This window comes from Ruegeria sp. AB7 (assembly GCF_056542625.1).
The window spans coordinates 240149-256702 of sequence record NZ_JBQGAC010000003.1 but is presented as its reverse complement, the minus strand read 5'-3'; the positions used below and the strand labels follow the sequence as shown (position 1 = coordinate 256702).

Below are 16554 nucleotides of genomic sequence, written 5' to 3'. Positions count from 1 at the left end.
TACATAAAAGCCGGTCAGTCCAACCGGACGCCTTCGCGCTGCAGCCGGTCGCGCAGCACATCAATTTCAACCGTCAGATCACTGCGGTCATCCAATAGCATCTTTCGCGTCCGCGCCGCGAAATTCTGTTCAAGATCGTCCAGCAAAGCCGAATAGTCCGCCAACGCCTGCGCATCACGCGTCCGTGCATAGACGTCCGAAAACTTCACCGTCGCATCGCGCGCGCCCTGCAAATAAACCGTCAGGTATTTTCGGGCACCAGCCAGATCGCGCGGGTCTTCCTCGACCGTGCGAAACAGATCGCGGGCTGTATCCTGAAAGCGTTCGACCCGCGCTTCGATCCGGCGGTCACCTGCGCGTTTTATTGCATCTGTCATTTGGGTCAGATGGGTTTCGGCGTCCTCGACCACGCGTGCGACACGGTCCTGCTGGAAGGTGTCGACACCCTCCATTCCTTTGTCCTTCATTGGGTCGAGGCCGAAGGAAACCGAATGTAGAACCGTTGCAGCGGCGCCAAACAGGATGGGGGCCAGCAGGCTTACCTGTGATGCTGTTTCGGCGTCCAGAAATTCGGTCCGGTATGAGGCTAGCGCCGCCCCCAAACCGGTCAGAACGCTGGAAAACATCTTGCGGGGAAACGCAGGTCTGCGTGCGGTGCGGCGGGCGTTGTAAGCGGATTCGGCCCTTAAACCTTCGCGCAGCAGAAACGCGGCAGCGGTCAGTAGCCCTGCCGCAACCAGGCCGATGGTCATTCCGATCGCGCCATCGTTCAGAGACAGAAACACCAGTGGTATCGCCGGGACAAACAGGATGTTCGCGCGTGCACCTGCCGGTTCGACACGGGCACCATCGAATTGGCCACGCGATGGCTGATCCTGCGAGGAAACATCGCCTTCTGGGCTGAATTTGCCGCCGTACCGTTTGGCCATTTCGCTACAGGCCCCCCAACAGACCGGTGCAGACGCCGAACAACAGCACCAACAGGGCCGCATAGGCCAATTTTTGTACTCCGGTCCCGGACATAGCGCCCCCCAACTGTGACCATCAGGGAAAATTTAGGCGATACGAGGGCTTGGCGCTAGGGGGAAGGTTGAATAACCCGCGTCACTTGCGAGGTTTCTTGCCGATTGCTGGTCTTTTGCGCTGCGGTCGAGCAGGGCGTTTGGCCGGGGGTATTCCGCTATCCTCAGCATCCAGCCCCAGTTGGTCGCGCATGACACGGCGGCGGATTTCTTCAACCTCGCCGGGTTTCAGGTTGCCCAGTTGGAATGGGCCGTAAGAAACCCGCAAAAGCCTGTTCACCACATAACCGATATCTTCGATAGCGCGGCGGATTTCGCGATTCTTGCCTTCGCGCAGGCCGATGGTCAGCCAAGCGTTCGCGCCCTGTTGACGGTCCAGTGTCACGGTCATGGGTTGAAACCGCTCACCATCGATTACCAGGCCTTTGCGCAGCGGTTCGAAATCCTCGTCTTTGGGGCGTCCATTTACCCGCACCCGGTATTTGCGTAGCCATCCAGTTGAGGGCAGTTCCAGCTTGCGCTTGATGCCGCCATCATTAGTCAGCAGCAGCAATCCTTCCGAGTTCAGATCGAGTCGCCCGACGCTCATGACCCGGGGCATATCCTCGGGCAGGTCGTCAAAAATCGTCTTGCGGCCTTTTTCGTCACGCGCCGTCGTCACCAGTCCCGGTGGCTTGTGATAGAGCCACAGGCGTGATGGCTCGGGCTCGGATACTGGTTTACCATCGACGGTAATCCTGTCCTTGGCAGTTACGTTCAGCGCAGGGCTGTTGATCGCCTTGCCATTCACGGTCACACGTCCGGCTTCGATCATGCGTTCAGCTTCGCGGCGCGAGGCGACACCGGCGCGGGCCAGCACTTTGGCGATCCGGTCGCCGGGAGGAGGGGTATTGGTCATCCTCCGGCCATAACCCATCCCGGCGGCTTGCGAAAGACGGGTTTCTGAGGCAGTCAGAGGCATGAAGTTCAGATCCCACATGAAACAGGCGCTGGAACAGGCACAGGCGGCAGCAGACCGAGGTGAAGTGCCGGTCGGCGCGGTGATCGTCGCGCCCGACGGGCAGGTGGTGGCCGCAGATGGGAACCGCACCCGCGAGTTGAATGACCCCACTGCCCATGCTGAGATTCTGGCTCTGCGCGCCGCATGTGCCGCGGCCGGGTCCGAGCGTTTACCCGATCATGACCTTTACGTAACCCTTGAGCCTTGTGCCATGTGCGCCGCAGCGCTGGCCGCAGCCCGCATCCGGCGCATCTACTACGGCGCTTCCGATCCGAAATCTGGCGGTGTCGCGCATGGCGCGCGCGTGTTTTCACACCCACAGGCCCACCATCGACCCGAGGTCTATGACGGCATTGCCGCCGAAGAGGCTGCCGCGCTGCTGAAACGCTTCTTCGCGGCGCAGCGCGGTTAAGTTTTTACGACCATTTCACGTGGGATATCAGCCAGGGGCTTGCCCCCATCTGACGTCACCACAAAGCTTTCGGTAATCGCCAGTCCCCAGTCTGGGGTCCAGAGGCCGGGCATTAGGTGAAAGGTCATATTCTCTTGCAATTCCGTCGTGTCACCGGGTCGCAGGCTCATGGTGCGCTCGCCCCAGTCGGGCGGATAGCTGAGCCCGATGGGATAGCCGGTGCGGTTGGCTTTGACATACCCCGCGCGGGCGAAACTGTCATAGACACAAGCCGCGACCTCTTCGCAGGTGATGCCAGGGCGTGCGGCGGTCATTGTGTCGTCGATAGCGGTTAGAACGGCGGCTTCGGCCCGGCGGATATCATCCGGGGGATCACCCAGAAACAGGCTGCGACTGGCGGGGCAGTGATAGCGTCGATAGCAGCCGGAGATTTCGAAATAGGTCGCCTCATCCCGCGCCAGAGGTCGGTCGTTCCAAGTAATGTGCGAGGCAGAAGCCTCACGACCGGAGGGTGCAATCGGCACGATAGCAGGGTAATCTCCGGCTAGGCCGGGCAGTCCGGCGATGCCTGCCGCCTGCACTTCGGCGACAAGTTGGTTTTTGGGCATTCCTTCCTGATATGCGTCACGCAGAACACCGTGCATATGTGCGGTCAGCTGACCCGCCTTGCGCATCATTGCGATCTCGGCATCGCTTTTTACGGCGCGCTTCCAATTCACAAGCCCTGTGGCGTCAATCAATGTGCCGAAGGCATGTTCGAGGATACGGTGGCTGGCGGCTGAGTAGTAATAGTTATCCATCTCTACGCCGATACCAGCGGTCCAGCCGCGATCCCGCAACGCAAGGACGAGCGCGTCGACCGGATGGTGGTCCGGGTGTTGCACATGCTCTTCGGGCCAGTCCAGCAGGTCCCTCGGGTCCAGCCAGGTGGTCTGCGCGGCCCCCGCTTTGTCCTGCGTTCTGCCCCACCAAAGGGGCGATCCGCTGGCGGGCAGGATGACCATCTGCGGTACGTAAAAGCTCCAACCGTCATAACCGGTGAGCCACGCCATGTTCGATGGGTCCGTGATCAACAAGGTCTCGATACCCTGTTGATCCATCGCAGAACGGGTCTTGTGAATGCGGTCAGCGTATTCCTGCGCGCTGAAATCCGACGCGGGCATCAGAGAGAAATCGCCTGCATGACCTCGGGCTCGATTACATCGACACCGGGTAACCCGTCAGCCAATTCCTGAGCCGATTGCGCGAGAATCGGAAAGGTCTTGTAATGGCACGGGATCACTGTCTTGAAATTGAAATACCGCTTGGCAGCATAGGCAGTGCCCTTCATGTCCATGGTAAAGTGGCCGCCTGCCGAAAGGATGCCGATATCGGGTTTGTAATAATCACCCATCCACTCCATGTCGGCCATAATGTCGGTATCGCCAGAGAAATAGAGCATACGGTCCTCTGACGCGATCATATAGCCGACCTCGGTTCCACCCGTACGCAGACCATCAGGCGTCGAGAAGGTCGAGCTGTGCGAGGCAGGCACCATCGTTAATTTGACACCGTTTAGGTCAACAGTGCCACCTTTGTTGAATCCGACCGTTTCAATACCTTCAGCCTCGGCCCAGTAGCCCATCAGGTCGTATTGCCCGACGACGGGCACGTTTAGATGTTTGGCCAGCGGCAGCACATCGACGACATGATCGAAATGAGTATGAGTCAGCAGGATATGCGTCGCGCCCGCAACGGCTGCGTCGTGCTGATCTTCGGGCAAAGACGGGTTGCCCGTCAGCCAGGGATCGATCAACAGAACTTGTCCTGCTGTTTCGATTCGAAAGCTGCCATGTCCCAGCCAAATGATATCCATAGAGAATCCTCCCATTTTCCGCTTGGAGTTAGCCTAGCATCGGCTATGTAAAAATCTATGGATTGGACGCAGTATGTTGATGGATATTGTGAGCGGCTCTCACCCGCGTATTGGGCCGAGCCGATAAACGCGATTACCAACGCGGCCTTTCTTATTGCTGCATTTGTGATGTGGCAAAGGGCGCGCGGGCAGGGCGTACCGTTGGCGATGGCTTTGGTTGTCATATTGGCGATGATCGGAATTGGCAGCTATCTGTTCCATACCCATGCGCAGGTTTGGGCGGCGATCTTGGATGTGACGCCAATTCTGCTGTACATCCTCGTCTACATCTACGCGGTGAATCGCGATGTCTGGCGGCTGAGCAACAGATACGCGCTGGGTTTGACCGCGATGTTCTTTCCGTACGTGGCGCTGACGATCCCGCTATTCCAGTTGGTGCCTGGGCTTGGTGGCTCGGCGGCATACGCCCCAGTTCCTCTATTGATTCTGATTTATGCGGTCCTGTTGCGCCGGAAAGCCCCGGACACTGCGCGTGGGCTGACAATAGGAGCAACTGTCCTGATCACCTCGATCACCTTTCGATCACTGGACACTCCAATTTGCGGGTATCTGCCAACGGGGACGCATTTTATGTGGCACATTCTGAATGCAGTTATGCTGGGCTGGATGATTGAGGTTTATCTGCGGGCGATCCGAAATCCACCTGCCGGAGCTGCGGTGGCTGCAGGATCAGGACATTGATCAGAACCACCGAAGCATCATCCTGATTGGTTAATCCCTGAACGCAGCAGCCAAAGCCTCGGGCAGATCAAATTCAGCCAATACGCGCGCGCGGCCTTCGGCTGACATCTTGAAAGCCGTTTTTTCAACAATGCGCTGGATTTTTTCGGCGGAGTGCTTGGCGGCAAAAGGTTCAAAGTACCATTTCAGAAAAACGAAACAGATCACGTCCTCAAGCGCCTGTACTTCGGCATTGCGCTTGATCCCCTGTTTGCGCAGCATTTGCCCGACGGCTTCTATATCGTCCGCACCATATTCAGCCTGTTCCATGAATCCTTGCACAACGTCAGCGTGATATACGCCTTGCGCCTTCCTCCAGGCCAGATACCCTGCACGTCCTTCGGGGTATTCAGTGCGCTTTAGCTTCCAGCGTTCGACATGCTGACCACGTGCTGCGATATGTAAAGCATCCGACGCATCGGGAAATAGCCGATCCAGCTCTGCGCTCATGCGTTGGCCATAAAGCAGTTCGACCGGCTGACCGTCCTCTATATTAGGGTCTTGCACATTTGCTGCGTCAATTGCGTCCAGAACGGTTTGCTTGCGTGTGCTCATTCTCTGCTCCGTTAGCTCGCCTGAACGGCACCTGACGGGTGGTTCGGCGTTTGGTCCAAGACCATGCTAACGAGTTGTTGGAGTGGGTGCAGCAGTCAATTGTAAAAAGCGCCGGATCGGGAGGGGGCGTACCGATCCGGCGCGCAGGTCAGGGTTATTTGCCTGCCTGGGTGTGGTCCCTCGTCACGGGCTCCGAAACAGGCGCGGGGAAGCTAAGGTTTCGGGTCAGATTGTTCATATCGATACCCAAAGCCAAGGCTGGCGAGGTCAGAACCAGAGCGGACAAGATGAAGGCGGGAAGAAGGGTTTTCATGAGGTGTCTCCGATTTCTCGTTGCGTCACGATATTGAGGTGAACTGTTCGGTTCATTTTTTCAATGGCAAAACTGAACTAATCGGTTTACTTATTTGCATATCAGCCATTCAAATATGCATGGCAGCTGGCGATATTGGGTTTGAATCCGCGTCTGCCGCCTGTCGCTCTTGCGAGTGTTGCGGCAGGCAGGTAAACGCCCCCTAACGTAGATGAGGGTTTCCGATGTCGATTGACCAAAGCACCGCCGCCAAGGTGGCCAAACTGGCCCGGATCAAGGTCGAGGATGATGCGCTGCCTGCGCTGGCGTCCGAGTTCAACAATATCCTCGGGTTTATCGAGCAACTGAACGAAGTGGATGTCGAAGGCGTCGAGCCGATGGTCTCGGTTGAGCCGATGCGCCTGAAGCGTCGTCAGGACGTGGTCACCGATGGAAACCAGCAGGACAAAGTCCTATCCAACGCCCCCGATGCGCGCGAAGGGTTCTTCGCTGTTCCAAAAGTTGTGGAGTAAGTCATGAGCGAACTGAACAAATTGGGCCTGGCCGAGGCCCGCGACGCGCTGCGTGCCAAAGATGTCACATCCGTTGAACTGACCGAGGCTTGCCTCAAGGCGATTGACGACGCCGACGCGCTCAACGCCTTTGTCCACAAAACGCCCGAGATCGCGCTGGAGCGCGCCAAGGCGGCGGATGAGCGGATCAAAGGCGGTGACGCGCCTTCGATGTGCGGTCTGCCGATCGGCATCAAGGACCTGTTTTGCACTAAGGGCGTGCCCTCGCAAGCGGCCTCGAAAATTCTCGAGGGGTTCAAGCCCGAATACGAATCCACCGTGTCGCAACAATTGGCTGATGCCGGTGCCGTGATGCTGGGCAAGCTGAACATGGACGAATTCGCCATGGGTTCGTCCAATGAAACCTCTGTCTACGGCAACGCCGTCAGCCCGTGGCGGCGCGGCAATGACGATGCACAGCTGACACCCGGCGGCTCCTCCGGTGGCTCAGCCTCGGCTGTCTCGGCTGACCTGTGTCTGGCCGCGACCGGTACCGATACCGGCGGTTCGATCCGCCAGCCTGCTGCTTTTGTCGGCATCACCGGCATCAAGCCAACCTATGGTCGTTGCTCGCGTTGGGGTATCGTGGCCTTTGCGTCTTCGTTGGATCAGGCTGGACCGATGACCAAGAACGTCCGTGACGCAGCGATCATGCTGGAAACCATGTGCGGTCATGACCCCAAGGATTCCACCAGCGCCGAACTGGCCGTGCCAAATTTCGAGGCGATGCTGACCGGCGATATCAAAGGCAAGAAAATCGGTATCCCCAAGGAATACCGCATGGACGGCATGCCTGCCGAGATTGAAAAGCTTTGGGCCGATGGCACCGCTATGCTGAAAGACGCAGGCGCCGAAATCGTCGATATCTCGCTGCCGCATACTAAATACGCGCTGCCTGCCTATTACGTGATTGCTCCTGCCGAGGCGTCGTCGAACCTCGCCCGCTATGACGGTGTCCGTTATGGCCGCCGTGCACAGCTGGCTCAGGGCGATGGCATCACCGAGATGTACGAAAAGACCCGCGCCGAAGGCTTCGGTCATGAGGTCCAGCGCCGGGTGATGATCGGCACCTACGTGCTGTCTGCAGGCTTCTATGACGCCTACTACAACCGCGCCCGCAAGGTCCGCACCCTGATCAAGAAGGACTTCGAAGATGTCTTTGCCGCAGGCGTTGATGCGATCCTGACCCCGGCAACGCCGTCGGCCTCGTTCGGTCTGGGCGAGATGACCGAGGCTGATCCTGTTCAGATGTACCTGAACGATGTGTTCACCGTGACAGTGAACCTCGCTGGCCTGCCCGGTATTTCGGTTCCTGCTGGTCTGGACAAACAGGGCCTTCCGTTGGGTCTGCAGCTGATCGGCCGTCCGTGGGAGGAAGGCGATCTGCTCAACACCGCCTACGCGCTAGAGAGCGCGGCTGGGTTTGTGGCCAAGCCCGGAAAATGGTGGTAATCCTCAATCCTGACACGGCAATAAAGAACCGGAGCAGCCAAATGCGCAAATTGCTTCTGATCCCGGCCCTTGGGTTGATCGCGGCATGTGATACCGTTACCCCTGTTTCGGGTACCGGTTTCAATACGCCGGAATATCAGGCGCAGCGCGAGGCCGAACTGGCCGGCCAGGGTCTGGCCGGTAATCCGCTTGCGCCACCCGAGGCGGTTTCAGAGCAGCCGCTCTCGGCGCAGGGGGCTGTTGGTGCCGTACCAACAGGCGACGCCTCTGACATCGCCAACCAGACGGCCATTGCCTTGGCGAATACGTCGGGTCAAGAGACGCGCGTCGCGCCTCTGACTGCAACAAACAACCCAAGTATCTCTGATGAACAGGATTTTGAGGCTGTCTCAAACCGTCGCAGTATCGATGCCGACGCCGCTCGTATCGAACAGAATCGGCAGTCTTACGAGGTCGTCGCCCCTACTGCCGTGCCCGAGCGTGGCTCTGACGGGCAACCCAATATCGTGCAATACGCCCTAAGCACTTCGAACCCCATCGGTACCCAGTTGTACAGCCGAGCCGGATTTAACCTGCAGGCCAAGGCACAGCGCAACTGCGCTCAGTTCGCCTCTCCTGATCAGGCGCAGATTGAGTTTCTGTCGAATGGAGGCCCCCAGCGTGACCGCAAAGGGCTGGATCCGGATGGCGACGGTTACGCCTGCGGCTGGGACCCCAGCCCGTTCCGCAGTGCCGTCAAAAACTAAGCTCTCCCCCATCTGGCACCCATCGCCCAATTTCGGCCCCCGTCGGGATGGGCTGTCGCCCAAGCTGATTGTGCTGCACTACACCGCAATGGAGAGCGCTGCTGCCGCGCTTGAACGTCTCAGCGATCCGGGTCCCGAGGTCTCCGCCCACTACCTGATAGGTCGTGACGGTGCGCTCTGGCAGCTTGTCCGAGAGGAAGATCGCGCTTGGCACGCCGGGGCAGGGGAGTGGCAAGGGCAAGCCGACATAAACTCCCGCTCGATCGGGATCGAGCTGGACAATGGCGGAGATCACCCGTTTGCCGAACCCCAAATGCGTGTATTGGAACAGCTTTTGCCCGAACTCATGCAGCGTTGGACCATCGCGCCAGAGGGTGTGATCGGGCATTCCGACATGGCACCGGGCCGCAAGTCCGACCCCGGCCCCCGGTTCGACTGGCAAAGGCTGGAACACCAGCGCCTTGCCGCTCGGCGTGGTACTGCCCTCGAACCGAACGTCAACTTCCGCGAGCTGGCGCAGAACCGGGGCTACACAGCGACAAGCGACGAGAAGACGCTCCTAAAATCCACACGCCTGCGCTATCGCCCCTGGGCCTCAGGCCCCTTGCACCCCGATGATCTCATAGCCCTCTGTCCGCTCCCAAAATCGACCTGATCCGCCCTTCATCTGGCCAAAAATATCTCGGGGATGAATTGGCCGTAGGCCAAGAAGGGGCTGGCCCCTTCACCACCCCAACCCCTCTTGACGCCATCACGCACAGAGCCTACCCAACCCACGCGCGGAGGGCCGGATGGCCGCTGGGGTCGTTAGGCCCGAGAGGAAAGTCCGGACTCCACAAGGCAACGGTGCCGGGTAACGCCCGGGCGGGGAAACCCGACGGAAAGCGCCACAGAAATCAGACCGCCACACATGTGTGGCAAGGGTGAAACGGTGGGGTAAGAGCCCACCGCGCCGCTGGCAACAGTGGCGGCACGGCAAGCCCCACCGGGAGCAATGCCGAATAGGGTCCCCGCGCGGGCCGGTCGGTGCAAACCGATACCGCCGCTAGGCACGCCTTGGCCGAGAGGGACCGGGTTGGCAGCTCGAGCCGCGCAGCAATGCACGGCCTAGAGGAATGGTCATCGAAGGGGGCAACCCTGGAACAGGATCCGGCTTACAGGCCCTCCGCGCATCTCCTGTTAACCGCCCGGAGGTGTGTAGGTGCCGCCAAGTGCTGCAGCTTTTTCGGCGACGGCAACAAATTCCTGCGCCGACCATGCGCGAACGGTCTCGATCCTCGAAACCGCACCCGTGCCCGCGACGGCCATGCCAATTGCCACAGCATCACTGCCTTCAGGCAGTTCGCTGATAACGACGACATCATTGCCTCCGGTGGTTATATAAAATGAGATCAGTCTGCCGCCTGCTTTCTCAAGCAAGGCCTTGACGGGACCGGTGCGATCTTCCGGTTTTGCCAACATTCCTTTGACCCCATCTTGCGAATAAGACGCATAGGTAATGAAAACAGGCATATTTCTCTCCCTTGGTTGCAGTTTATTCGGAGCGCTAAAAGCGGCCGACTCCTTGGCCGTGTCGCGTGCAGGATTGCGCGCAAACCGGAAAAGACCCGGCCAAATAGACAGCCGGGCGTTGCTATAGTTGTGAGCGGTGTTGTCCGCCGGAATTTACATCCGGCCCGGTATTACCTAAGTCCGCAAAACGGGCTTCGAAGGTTCCGGCGACACTATCACAGAATCGTGAGCGCTCCAAATCGACTGCTCTTGAAGCCGTGTCAGGAATTGTTCCCCTAACGCGGCGAATCCGGTTGACTTGGGCGCATGAGCGGTTAAAAGCGCACGCTCATAAGGATTCAACCGAAAGGCCCCTGCCTTTTCGGACGCAGGAGATAACCATGGCGAAGCCGACGACAATCAAGATCCGTCTGAACTCGACCGCGGGCACGGGCCACTTCTACGTGACCAAGAAGAACGCGCGCACCATGACCGAGAAAATGACCATTCGTAAATACGATCCGGTCGCTCGGAAACATGTCGAGTACAAAGAAGGCAAGATCAAGTAATCTGCCCTCTGACATACTTTTTGAAGAAGGACTCTGCCATGCAGGGTCCTTTTTTGTATTGTTTTGGGGTATCTCTTGGTCGGCCTAAACCAAGCAGGGGCGTTGCAGGGGCGCATCAGAGGTTTGGGTGTTCTGAATCTCAGCGGCTTGCTTTTTCTAATCCCCTGCCGCTACGCTTCAGCAACCCTTTCCAAAATGTTGACCGCCATGAAAAAAATCTTGTTGCCCGCTCTTGCTGTTCTGACATTGTCAGCCTGCGAAGACCCCTTTAACCGCGAAGGTGTTGGTTTCACCGGGATTGATGGTGAACCGCGCACAGTGTCGGATGTAAAAGGCGCCGTAGCCTTTTTGCCGCCAGAAACCAACATCCCGGCGGAACTGGCCAAGCTGCCAACGGTCCAGGTTACATCGGACAAAGCCGAGCTTGAAAAGATCGCGGGTGTCGCAATCGATAATGGCGGTCGCTCAGATGCGAATTCAGTTCAGCTCACTGGCAGTGATACCAATCTGTACCTGAGCAATGTCAGTGTAAACGGTCAGTTGTTCGGCGTCCTGCGTACGGAAAACAACTCCACCAAAGTTGATACATCGGTGGGCTCGGCCTTTGGCGCTCAAACGGAACGCTTTACCGGATGTTTGCCCGCGGGTGATGTATACCGCAAAGGTTCGTCCGAGCGCAGTTCGGGTTTTGCAGTGCCACTGAACTGCCGTTAATTTAGCTTACACAATCTAAGTAAAAGCCCCCGCCATTGGCGGGGGCTTTCTAGTTTCAGTGTTTCTGCAAGTCTTACGAGGCACTGAACAAGGGCCCGAACCCAGCACCGGTCATTCAATCCATGTGACACACCGGGCGATGATCACGCGAGTTCAGAGGCCCCCGCCATCCGTTGGCATCCAAGCAAGCGCTATGCGTGTTCTCTATTCCGCCTCACCGCCAAAGAATAATCAGTGGTGAAACTCTGCCCAGATCAGCAGAACTGTTTAACCTCAACTGATAGGAAGCAACGTTCATTGCTCTACCAATGCCTGCCCATTCTCGTCAAAGAAATGAAGTTTGTCGGTGGGAAAATGCAGGCCGATCTTTGCCCCAGGCTTTAGAGCGGTGTCCCCATTTAGGCGCACGGTAACCTTCTCTTCGGCGCCGCAATCCACGATCAGGAAGGTATCTGCCCCCAGATACTCAATCACCTCGATGATGCCATCACATTGCCCATCGCCCGATGATACAACATCGATGTGTTCGGGGCGAATGCCGAGTTTGCTTGCTACCCCCGAGCGCGCGAAGTCGCCGCCTCTGCCATGTTCCAAAGTGTAGCCATCGTTCTGAGTCGTGCACGGCAATATGTTCATTTTGGGGCTGCCAATGAACTGTGCGACAAACAGGTTGGCAGGGCGTTCGTAAAGCTCGCGGGGTGTGCCGACTTGCGCGATCTTGCCGTACTCAAGCACGACGATGCGGTCGGCCAATGTCATCGCTTCAACCTGATCGTGCGTCACGTAGATCATTGTGCGCTTTAGGTTCTGATGAAGTTTCGCGATTTCGTAACGCATTTCGACACGAAGCGCTGCATCAAGATTCGAGAGCGGTTCATCGAACAGAAACGCCGTCGGGTCGCGCACGATAGAACGACCAATCGCAACGCGCTGCCGCTGTCCACCGGACAGGTCCTTGGGGCGACGTTCCAGAAAAGGTCCCAGCTTGAGAACCTCGGCGGCTTTATTGACCTGCTCTGCTATCTCGGCCTTCGGAACACCCGCGACCTTAAGTGAGAACCCCATGTTTTCGGCGACCGTCAGGTGGGGATAAAGCGCATAGGACTGGAACACCATCGTCAGACCCCGCTTGGAGGGCGGGTGATCCGTAACATCATTGTCGTTTATTAATAGCGATCCGCGCGAGATATCTTCAAGCCCACCGATCATGCGAAGCAGGGTGGATTTTCCACAGCCCGATGGACCGACGAAGACGATGAATTCACCTTCATCAATCATTAGGTCAACGCCTTTGATGACCTGGGCCGAGCCAAACCACTTTTCGACGGATTTTAGTTCGATGCTGCCCATTAGTTCCTCCCTGCCCAATGCAGCCAAACCGCGGCCGTCCAGGTGAATGAATTCCCTCCGGCAGGGCTGCCGGTCAGAGGATCGTAGTATTCAGCGAAGCCGTTTGTTGCGATCAGCTGCGACGTTTTCTGGCGCAGTGCCTCGGCTTCTTCGAGGTGCCCCATATCCGCCAATCCAAACCCGATCAGCATATTCATGAACCCCCAAGTGGGACCCCTCCAGTACCTGCGTTGGTCGAAGTTGGGCATCGCGGGGTCATAGCTGGGAACTGGAAAGGGTACTTTTGCAAGCGTCGCCCGCAGGCGCTCCAGCATGTGCTGTGAGTCAAGTCCCCCAAACCAGCAAAGATACGACGCGTTAGAGATGCTTCCGGCCCAATCACCAGTCAGCGCATCACGCGAGTCGAACGAGCTCAGCGTTTCGTTCCACAAAGATCGCGCGCCCGCTTCGAGCCTTTGAATGTCGCTACTTAGTCCATCCGCAGCAATTCCAAGCCTTTCGCTGATCTCCTGCAGATCGCGTGCGGCGCGCAGCGCGATAAATGTCATCGTCGGATCTGCGACTCGGAAGGGATTCAGGCTCAGCAACTTCTGTTGATCCCAGTCGGCCTGGCAGCCGATCTGAACCAATTTGATATAGCGGTCATAGTCGTATTTGGTCGGTCGGTCTGCACTGTTGACGTGGCTTGTGTCACGACGCTGGTAGTCTCCGACACCTGTGGGATCTACGCCCTCCATTGCTTTGTCCCAGTCCGGTGCATTGTCGCGACCAGCTTCCCACGGATGCGTGGTGCAGACCGCGCCGTGTTCGTCGAGTCGCCATCTCATGATCCAGCGATGCCACGCCAGCAGAGATGGGAAAAGCGCGCGAACGCGGTCCGCGCCTGCATCGCCATCTTTTTCCCAGATCTTCCGCGCCACAGTTGCAGCCACCGGGGGCTGAATGATGCCAGAGGACGGGATCGGCCCGTGGCCACCCCAGACATCCGGGCCGGGGTAATATCCGTCATCCTGTTTGTGGAACAGGATATGCGGCACCATTCCATCGTCCCACTGGCCCGAGAACAGTGTTTCAAGTTCCACCCAGGCTCGATCAATGTCGAACTCGGCAAAGCCAAGCGCCGCAATCGCGCTGTCCCAATTCCATTGATAGGGGTAAAGCCCTTCGGTCGGGATGGTGTAGCCGCCGCGATCATTGGCAACCAGAATGTTGCGCGCCTCGCGGTCGGGGTTTGTATGTTGGTTCATCTCAGTCATCCTTTGACGGACCCCGCAGTCAGGCCCTTAGTCATGAAACGTTCAAGTCCCAGGAACAGCGCCATGATCGGAACGGTGGCGATCACCGCACCCGCCATCAGGTGTTGTCGGGGAATCTCCGAGGAGTTAAGCATCGTGACGCCTCGGGTCAGGGTAAATTTCGAAGGGTCGTCCAGCAGCATGAAGGCCAGCAGGAACTCGTTCCAAGCGATCATAAAGACGTAGAGCGAGACCGACGCCAGCGCAGGCAGGCTAAGCGGCAGCGTAATCTTCCAAATCACTGCCAGCCGCGACAGCCCATCCATGAGACCGGCCTCTTCCACCTCAGTCGGCAAGCCACGGAAATATCCTTGCAGCATGTACAGCGCGACTGGGATCGTCGTGACCGGGTAGATCATGACGATGCCAAGGATCGAGTTGCGCAAGCCGGTCAGCGAGAACGCGATATAGATCGGCAGCGCCAGGACGATCATCGGCACCATGTAGATCAGCAGGATCGAGCGTGAGAACGCCTTTTGCCCCGAGAAACGGAACCGCGCCACCGCATAGGCTCCGGGGACGCTGAACAGCAGGGTGATAAAGACCGTCAGGACCGAGACGTAGAGCGAGGTCCAAAGATAGGTGCCGAAGTTGAAATCGCGAAACAGTTCGGTATAGCTGCGAAACAGCGCGGTGCCTTGTGATAGATCTACCGAGAAATCCAGCGGGTTCTGCAACAGGGCCTGTTGCGACTTCAGGCTGGTCATCACCATCACATAGAACGGGATGATCACGATCGCCGTGAAGAAGATATAGCCAAAGCCCGTGCAGAACCGGATCACGGCCTCTTCGTACTCGTGGCGGGTGAGCTCGCCGAACGGTGTCTCTTTCAGGATTGCGGCAACGGATAGGTGCATCACGACTGCCATCGCTACCACGGTGACCAGTATTGCCTGCAGGGATGTGTCAGAGCCGATCAGGACAGGCCCGACTCCGGTCTGGCAAGACAGGCCTAACAAGGCGGAAACACCCAGTCGGGCCGGTGCGCGTTGCGCCGGGAAGCGGACATACACCAGACCGGCAACAGCCCCCCATATCAAGCAGAGCAAGACCTGTGGCCGGAACGCAGCCCCGGTCGAGAATGACATGGTGATGGCGACTGTTGTGGCGATCACCACCAGCCAGAGCGCGCCTAGAATCGGGGCGGTTATATACCCTTTGCGCATCACAAACCCTCCTCACGGCTGATGAAGCGGAAGAAGACGAAGCTGAAGGCGATCAGGCACATCAGGATCACAACGGCCACCGCTGCGCCTGCGCCGATGTTCGAAACCGCAAAGGCCTGTTCGTAGACATTTACGGTCAGAGTACGGGTGCCGGCATTGCCGCCGGTCAGCAGGAAGATGTCGTCGAACTTGTTGAACGTCCAAATGAAGCGCAGCAGGAATAGTACCGACAGGATGCCCAGCAGTTGCGGGATGCTCAGTAGCCAGAATTTCTGGAATGGTGAGGCTCCATCCATATCTGCTGCTTCATACATGCTGGAGTCGATTGATTGCATCCGCGCCAGAATGAACAGGAACGACAGCGGGAAATAGCGCCAGATTTCGAACACTGTCACCATGATAAGCGCCAAAGGGCGTTCCCCGAAGAAGTTGATCGGTTCACTGCTTAGTCCCATCTGCACCAACAATGCGTTGGCAGAACCCGAGAACGGGTCGAACAAGGTGACCCATGTGAAGGCCACAGCGATGACCGGCGCCACATAGGGGAACAGATAGAGGCCGCGTATGAACCCTTGTCCCTTGAAGCTTTTATTCAGTAACAAGGCTGCAAACAGGCCCATCACCAAAGCCCCAATGGTGCCGACCACGGTGTAGAACAACGTAACCCACAGCACGCCCCAAAACTCGTCTCCATCAAAGACACGGGCGTAGTTTTCCAGACTGAATTCAAGGTTGGTCAGGACGCTGGGTCCGCTCCCGGTCACGCCGGGCTCTGATCCTTCGAGCAGCTCTTCGAAAGCGTCCGGATCTCCGTTCAAAGTGACCGGAATACGGATGCGTTCGCGTTGACCGCCTTCCAGTGTGCCGAAATCGCAGAACAGGTTTTGCCCGTCCAGAACACAGGGACTTGCAACTTCGCGCGCCGTCACGCCGTCCGGTAGAACATCTGTCAGGGTGACGCCGACAACGGCGATGTCCTGACTTGAGTTGCGGACGCGGTATTCAATCCGCAGATCGTCTCCTGATCCGCGCAGGCTTTCACGCACCACAGGTGCAGGCGGACGAAGGTCAGACAGGGTGAAGGGCTTGAAGCTGATCCAGAAGATCGCCAGCAAGGGCAGGATCACCACAAGCGATACACTGATCACTGTCGGAGCCAGCAGCGTCCAGGCCAGACGCGCCTCGCGTTTGGCTAGCGCCCCGGTTCCGGTCGGTGGGGTGGCCGAAGACATGGGATACCTCGAAGGGTTGGGTGCAGCGGCGTAATCGCCGCTGCATGTGTC

At 58.0% G+C, this 16554-nt stretch carries 19 protein-coding genes and 1 other RNA gene; 9 read left to right on the top strand and 11 right to left on the bottom strand.

Going from position 1 to position 16554, the window contains the following annotated elements:
• Window positions 1-14 precede the first annotated feature (14 nt).
• Both ACR0EN_RS11140 and ACR0EN_RS11135 read right to left on the bottom strand, forming a co-directional pair.
• Complete coding sequence (locus tag ACR0EN_RS11140; RefSeq protein ID WP_170392241.1) at window positions 15-929, bottom strand: 5-bromo-4-chloroindolyl phosphate hydrolysis family protein; 915 nt, start codon at window positions 927-929, stop codon at window positions 15-17.
• Between the two features lie 175 nt (window positions 930-1104).
• Window positions 1105-1983, bottom strand: coding sequence for a pseudouridine synthase (locus ACR0EN_RS11135; protein ID WP_170401625.1), 879 nt, complete (start codon window positions 1981-1983; stop codon window positions 1105-1107).
• On the opposite strand from ACR0EN_RS11135, the gene ACR0EN_RS11130 reads away from it, so the two are divergent.
• Window positions 1982-2434, top strand: a complete 453-nt coding sequence (locus ACR0EN_RS11130) for a nucleoside deaminase (RefSeq protein ID WP_170420696.1) — start codon at window positions 1982-1984, stop codon at window positions 2432-2434. The two genes, ACR0EN_RS11135 and ACR0EN_RS11130, sit on opposite strands and share 2 nt — an antisense overlap.
• On the opposite strand, the gene ACR0EN_RS11125 is transcribed toward ACR0EN_RS11130, so the two are convergent.
• Both ACR0EN_RS11125 and ACR0EN_RS11120 read right to left on the bottom strand, forming a co-directional pair.
• Complete coding sequence (locus ACR0EN_RS11125; protein ID WP_170818795.1) at window positions 2431-3597, bottom strand: M24 family metallopeptidase; 1167 nt, start codon at window positions 3595-3597, stop codon at window positions 2431-2433. The two genes, ACR0EN_RS11130 and ACR0EN_RS11125, sit on opposite strands and share 4 nt — an antisense overlap.
• The gene (locus ACR0EN_RS11120) at window positions 3597-4289 is read right to left on the bottom strand and encodes a metal-dependent hydrolase (RefSeq protein ID WP_170392232.1); all 693 of its coding nucleotides are present in this window, start codon (window positions 4287-4289) and stop codon (window positions 3597-3599) included. The genes ACR0EN_RS11125 and ACR0EN_RS11120 overlap by 1 nt, the downstream gene beginning before the upstream one ends.
• A gap of 57 nt (window positions 4290-4346) precedes the next feature.
• On the opposite strand from ACR0EN_RS11120, the gene ACR0EN_RS11115 reads away from it, so the two are divergent.
• Entirely contained in the window at window positions 4347-5030 is a 684-nt protein-coding gene (locus ACR0EN_RS11115; RefSeq protein WP_170801939.1) for a ceramidase domain-containing protein, read from the top strand.
• A 30-nt stretch (window positions 5031-5060) separates the two neighbouring features.
• On the opposite strand, the gene ACR0EN_RS11110 is transcribed toward ACR0EN_RS11115, so the two are convergent.
• Window positions 5061-5624, bottom strand: a complete 564-nt coding sequence (locus ACR0EN_RS11110; protein WP_480586746.1) for a DUF4202 domain-containing protein — start codon at window positions 5622-5624, stop codon at window positions 5061-5063.
• A gap of 154 nt (window positions 5625-5778) precedes the next feature.
• On the bottom strand, window positions 5779-5937 hold the full coding sequence (locus ACR0EN_RS11105) for a hypothetical protein (RefSeq protein ID WP_170401611.1): 159 nt from the start codon (window positions 5935-5937) through the stop codon (window positions 5779-5781).
• Window positions 5938-6161: 224 nt separating this feature from the next.
• Here ACR0EN_RS11105 and gatC point away from each other — a divergent pair, with 224 nt between their 5' ends.
• The 5 genes from gatC to rnpB all read left to right on the top strand — a co-directional run bounded on the left by gatC (window position 6162) and on the right by rnpB (window position 9859).
• Complete coding sequence (gene gatC, locus ACR0EN_RS11100) at window positions 6162-6449, top strand: Asp-tRNA(Asn)/Glu-tRNA(Gln) amidotransferase subunit GatC (protein WP_170392224.1); 288 nt, start codon at window positions 6162-6164, stop codon at window positions 6447-6449.
• Between the two features lie 3 nt (window positions 6450-6452).
• Window positions 6453-7940 carry an Asp-tRNA(Asn)/Glu-tRNA(Gln) amidotransferase subunit GatA gene (gene gatA / locus ACR0EN_RS11095; RefSeq protein WP_170420710.1) on the top strand — a complete coding sequence of 496 codons (1488 nt, stop codon included), beginning with the start codon at window positions 6453-6455 and terminating at the stop codon, window positions 7938-7940.
• Window positions 7941-7981: 41 nt separating this feature from the next.
• The gene (locus tag ACR0EN_RS11090; protein ID WP_480562402.1) at window positions 7982-8686 is read left to right on the top strand and encodes a hypothetical protein; all 705 of its coding nucleotides are present in this window, start codon (window positions 7982-7984) and stop codon (window positions 8684-8686) included.
• Window positions 8670-9341, top strand: a complete 672-nt coding sequence (locus ACR0EN_RS11085; protein ID WP_480562401.1) for an N-acetylmuramoyl-L-alanine amidase — start codon at window positions 8670-8672, stop codon at window positions 9339-9341. The genes ACR0EN_RS11090 and ACR0EN_RS11085 overlap by 17 nt, the downstream gene beginning before the upstream one ends.
• 124 nt (window positions 9342-9465) lie before the next feature.
• Window positions 9466-9859, top strand: an RNA gene (gene rnpB, locus ACR0EN_RS11080) — RNase P RNA component class A.
• A 6-nt stretch (window positions 9860-9865) separates the two neighbouring features.
• On the opposite strand, the gene ACR0EN_RS11075 is transcribed toward rnpB, so the two are convergent.
• Window positions 9866-10198, bottom strand: coding sequence for a GYD domain-containing protein (locus ACR0EN_RS11075; protein WP_170392216.1), 333 nt, complete (start codon window positions 10196-10198; stop codon window positions 9866-9868).
• 380 nt (window positions 10199-10578) lie between these two features.
• Here ACR0EN_RS11075 and rpmG point away from each other — a divergent pair, with 380 nt between their 5' ends.
• Complete coding sequence (gene rpmG, locus ACR0EN_RS11070; RefSeq protein WP_010441901.1) at window positions 10579-10746, top strand: 50S ribosomal protein L33; 168 nt, start codon at window positions 10579-10581, stop codon at window positions 10744-10746.
• Window positions 10747-10953: 207 nt separating this feature from the next.
• The gene (locus ACR0EN_RS11065) at window positions 10954-11460 is read left to right on the top strand and encodes a membrane lipoprotein lipid attachment site-containing protein (protein WP_170392214.1); all 507 of its coding nucleotides are present in this window, start codon (window positions 10954-10956) and stop codon (window positions 11458-11460) included.
• Window positions 11461-11754: 294 nt separating this feature from the next.
• Here ACR0EN_RS11065 and ACR0EN_RS11060 read toward each other — a convergent pair whose 3' ends face one another.
• From ACR0EN_RS11060 to ACR0EN_RS11045, 4 genes are read right to left on the bottom strand one after another with little or no spacing between them, the layout of a single operon-like run.
• Complete coding sequence (locus ACR0EN_RS11060) at window positions 11755-12810, bottom strand: sn-glycerol-3-phosphate ABC transporter ATP-binding protein UgpC (RefSeq protein ID WP_170818791.1); 1056 nt, start codon at window positions 12808-12810, stop codon at window positions 11755-11757.
• Window positions 12810-14057, bottom strand: coding sequence for an MGH1-like glycoside hydrolase domain-containing protein (locus tag ACR0EN_RS11055; RefSeq protein WP_480586743.1), 1248 nt, complete (start codon window positions 14055-14057; stop codon window positions 12810-12812). The genes ACR0EN_RS11060 and ACR0EN_RS11055 overlap by 1 nt, the downstream gene beginning before the upstream one ends.
• Before the next feature lie 5 nt (window positions 14058-14062).
• Window positions 14063-15271, bottom strand: coding sequence for a carbohydrate ABC transporter permease (locus ACR0EN_RS11050; RefSeq protein ID WP_170732961.1), 1209 nt, complete (start codon window positions 15269-15271; stop codon window positions 14063-14065).
• Window positions 15271-16503: a carbohydrate ABC transporter permease gene (locus tag ACR0EN_RS11045; RefSeq protein ID WP_170401591.1), complete on the bottom strand. Its 1233-nt coding sequence runs from the start codon at window positions 16501-16503 to the stop codon at window positions 15271-15273. Before ACR0EN_RS11045 ends, ACR0EN_RS11050 begins: the two co-directional genes overlap by 1 nt.
• Window positions 16504-16554 lie beyond the last annotated feature (51 nt).

Coding starts and splice junctions, on each gene's coding strand:
- ACR0EN_RS11075 (WP_170392216.1), bottom strand. CDS start 10,198: ATGCCTGTTTTCATTACCTATGCGTCTTATTCGCAAGATGGGGTCAAA.
- ACR0EN_RS11130 (WP_170420696.1), top strand. CDS start 1,982: ATGAAGTTCAGATCCCACATGAAACAGGCGCTGGAACAGGCACAGGCG.
- gatA (WP_170420710.1), top strand. CDS start 6,453: ATGAGCGAACTGAACAAATTGGGCCTGGCCGAGGCCCGCGACGCGCTG.
- ACR0EN_RS11105 (WP_170401611.1), bottom strand. CDS start 5,937: ATGAAAACCCTTCTTCCCGCCTTCATCTTGTCCGCTCTGGTTCTGACC.
- ACR0EN_RS11045 (WP_170401591.1), bottom strand. CDS start 16,503: ATGTCTTCGGCCACCCCACCGACCGGAACCGGGGCGCTAGCCAAACGC.
- ACR0EN_RS11135 (WP_170401625.1), bottom strand. CDS start 1,983: ATGCCTCTGACTGCCTCAGAAACCCGTCTTTCGCAAGCCGCCGGGATG.
- ACR0EN_RS11065 (WP_170392214.1), top strand. CDS start 10,954: ATGAAAAAAATCTTGTTGCCCGCTCTTGCTGTTCTGACATTGTCAGCC.
- ACR0EN_RS11110 (WP_480586746.1), bottom strand. CDS start 5,624: ATGAGCACACGCAAGCAAACCGTTCTGGACGCAATTGACGCAGCAAAT.
- ACR0EN_RS11055 (WP_480586743.1), bottom strand. CDS start 14,057: ATGAACCAACATACAAACCCCGACCGCGAGGCGCGCAACATTCTGGTT.
- rpmG (WP_010441901.1), top strand. CDS start 10,579: ATGGCGAAGCCGACGACAATCAAGATCCGTCTGAACTCGACCGCGGGC.
- ACR0EN_RS11050 (WP_170732961.1), bottom strand. CDS start 15,271: ATGCGCAAAGGGTATATAACCGCCCCGATTCTAGGCGCGCTCTGGCTG.
- ACR0EN_RS11115 (WP_170801939.1), top strand. CDS start 4,347: ATGGATTGGACGCAGTATGTTGATGGATATTGTGAGCGGCTCTCACCC.
- ACR0EN_RS11140 (WP_170392241.1), bottom strand. CDS start 929: ATGGCCAAACGGTACGGCGGCAAATTCAGCCCAGAAGGCGATGTTTCC.
- ACR0EN_RS11120 (WP_170392232.1), bottom strand. CDS start 4,289: ATGGATATCATTTGGCTGGGACATGGCAGCTTTCGAATCGAAACAGCA.
- ACR0EN_RS11060 (WP_170818791.1), bottom strand. CDS start 12,810: ATGGGCAGCATCGAACTAAAATCCGTCGAAAAGTGGTTTGGCTCGGCC.
- ACR0EN_RS11125 (WP_170818795.1), bottom strand. CDS start 3,597: ATGCCCGCGTCGGATTTCAGCGCGCAGGAATACGCTGACCGCATTCAC.
- ACR0EN_RS11090 (WP_480562402.1), top strand. CDS start 7,982: ATGCGCAAATTGCTTCTGATCCCGGCCCTTGGGTTGATCGCGGCATGT.
- gatC (WP_170392224.1), top strand. CDS start 6,162: ATGTCGATTGACCAAAGCACCGCCGCCAAGGTGGCCAAACTGGCCCGG.